The following is a 2,929-nucleotide window of genomic DNA, read 5'->3' on the forward strand; positions in this document are numbered from 1 at the left end:
CGCTTATTAAAATGCTGACTGGTTTAATTCAAACAAGCTCTGGAACAATAAAAATAAACGGAAAAGACATTGCTCCTTTCCAAAAAGAAGCAAAACAATATTTTTCCTATTTGCCAGAAATTATGGCGTTATACCCGCATTTAACAGCGAAGGAAACACTTCATTTTTTTGCAGAATTGCAGAAAATTCCCGAAAAAAATGAAGATGAAGTTCTTGAAATCGTCGGTTTAAGTGACCATAAAAATCAAAAAGTTGGAGATTTTTCGAAAGGGATGACACAAAGGATAGGCTTTGCAATTGCCTTATTGCCGAAATCACCACTGTTAATTTTAGATGAACCAACATCAGGATTAGACCCTTTCTGGGCAATCCAGTTCAAAAATGTAATGAAAAAATTAAATGAAGACGGAACAACGATTATTTTTGCTTCCCACATCTTAAGTGAAGTCGAGGATTTAGCTGATCGGGTTGCCATTATAAGTGATGGGGAAATTGTCGCCTTAGGCAGTATTCCAGAATTAAAAAGAAGGGCCAAAAATGAAGTGAAAATAAAAGCTTCGTTTCATCAGCCGATTGATGAAACGGAATTTAGGGAGAAATTTAATTATCCAATTGAAAGCCAAAAAGGCTTTTATATTATCTCGTGTAAGCATGATGAAAAACTGTCTGTTTTGAAAGCCTTACAGTCCTATGACGATATAAAGGATATCGAAATAAAAGAAATTACATTAGAGGATATATATCAGGAAATATTAACGAAAAGGTATATCCAAAAAACAGATATTTGAAGGTGAAAAAAATGATAAAAAAGTTGAAATATATAATAATCGCTTTTTCAGTAGTAGTAATTGCAGGCTGCAGTCAAAACAATGAAGCGGCAGTAAATAAAAATAATGAGAATGCTGCCAATGGGGCGGAAATAAAACAAGAACAAGTATATGCCAGTGTCGGTGGCAAGAAAATTACCGAAGAAGAAATTGATTACGAATGTTTTCGAGCGAAATTACAAAACGTTTTAGCAAATAAGGCAGGCCAAAACACATGCCCACCTGAAAAAACAATCATTACGCAAATTATTGAATTAAAGGCAATCGATTATTTGGCAGAAGAAAAAGGCGTATCTGCGACAACAGAAGAGGTGCAACAAAGAATAGAAGAGTTAAAAAAAGAAGAGACTTCTAATTCTACCTTTCAAGAGATGGTGGCAACATTTGGAGAGGAAAAGTTCTGGAAATATGAGGAACAACGTTATAACACGATTATAAACTCAGAAAAAGTGAAAGAAACATTATATGAGGAAGAAAAAGAAAAGAACTCTTATCTAGATGAGCCATCCTTACGATTGAACGCCAAAAAAGCCTTTGATGATTTAATCGTAGAAGCAGTGGGAATGGTTGATGCGACTATTTTTTATTATTAGTGCTATTTATAAAATAGCCGTGAACACTCGTGACTTTAGTCATGAGAGGTTCAGTGCCAAAGGTTTAGCAATGATATATCAAAATAGGGGGGCATCCGCAGCAAAAAAATTGCTATTGGACAAGCCTCCTTTAAAATTTAATCCTCAGAACAGCTAAGTCGGAAATAGGTAGTCCTTTCCCTTCTTTGTGTGTTGGTTTTCGCAGATTAATTTAGCTAACTAAAGGAAAAGATTTAGAAAAAGCTAATAAGAAAATGAAATGGATAGCACTTGTCCATTTTGTGGGAAAAGTAAAAATTATATAGCAATTATTTAAATCAATTGCATAGGATAAAGTAAACTCTTTAAAAAATGCAAGCCTTCCACATGTAGCATATGAGGTTTCAAATGAATTGTGACAATAGTGACTAAATCAGTATAAGGAGGGGAACAAAATGTCAGCAGGCAATAATAAGAATTTTGTAATTTCTGAGGAAGACTGGTCCCTCCACCGAAAAGGCTATGATGATCAACAACGGCATCAAGAAAAGGTAAAAGAAGCAATAAAAAATAATTTACCAGACCTTATAACGGAAGAAAGTATAATCATGTCTAACGGTCGGGAAGTTGTAAAAATTCCTATTCGCTCATTAGATGAATATAAAATACGCTATAACTATGATAAAACAAAGCACGTCGGTCAAGGGGATGGGGATAGTCAAGTCGGCGATGTCGTAGCTCGTGACGGATCAGGTGAAAAAGCTCCTGGAAAAGGAACAGGGGCTGGTGATCAAGCTGGAGAAGATTATTTTGAAGCCGAAGTATCATTAATGGAAATTGAAGACGCACTCTTTAAAGAACTAGAGCTGCCCAATCTTCAGCAAAAAGAACGGGATGAAAATGTTGTGGAACACATTGATTTTAATGATGTCCGCAAAACTGGTTTGATGGGAAATATCGATAAAAAACGAACGCTTAAAAATGCCTTTGTACGCAATGCGATGCAGGGGGAACCAGGCTTTCAACCAATCTATCGTGAAGATATCCGCTTTAAAACGTGGAATGAGGTCGTTAAGCCGGAGTCGAAAGCAGTTGTAATTGCAATGATGGATACATCTGGAAGTATGGGAATTTGGGAAAAATACATGGCGCGCAGTTTTTTCTTCTGGATGACACGATTCTTGCGGACTAAATATGAAACAGTTGAAATTGAATTTATCGCTCACCATACAGAAGCAAAAGTTGTCTCTGAAGAAGATTTTTTCTCAAAAGGTGAAAGCGGAGGAACTATTTGTTCATCAGCCTATCGTAAAGCGCTAGAAGTCATTGAGGAGAAGTATCACCCTGCTAAGTTTAATATCTATCCATTTCATTTTTCAGATGGCGACAACTTAACATCAGACAATGCCCGCTGTGTAAAATTGGTTGGAGATTTGATGAAGGTTAGCAATATGTTTGGGTACGGGGAAGTGAACCAATACAACCGCCATAGCACACTCATGTCCGCCTACAAAAACATCACCAATGAAA

3 protein-coding genes are annotated in these 2,929 nt (G+C 36.3%); all 3 read left to right on the forward strand.

Annotated elements, in window-relative coordinates:
- On the forward strand, nt 1-788 hold a 788-nt coding region (locus GX497_18275), incomplete at its 5' end, for an ABC transporter ATP-binding protein (GenBank protein HHY75125.1).
- 11 nt (nt 789-799) lie between these two features.
- Nucleotides 800-1,420 (forward strand): hypothetical protein, encoded by a 621-nt coding sequence (locus GX497_18280; GenBank protein ID HHY75126.1) that lies wholly within the window; start codon nt 800-802, stop codon nt 1,418-1,420.
- Between the two features lie 434 nt (nt 1,421-1,854).
- Nucleotides 1,855-2,929: sporulation protein YhbH (gene yhbH / locus GX497_18285; GenBank protein ID HHY75127.1), on the forward strand; the 1,075-nt coding region annotated here is incomplete at its 3' end.

Origin of the sequence: Bacillus sp. (in: firmicutes) (genome assembly GCA_012842745.1) — a bacterium.
Lineage (GTDB): Bacteria > Bacillota > Bacilli > Bacillales > Bacillaceae_J > Schinkia.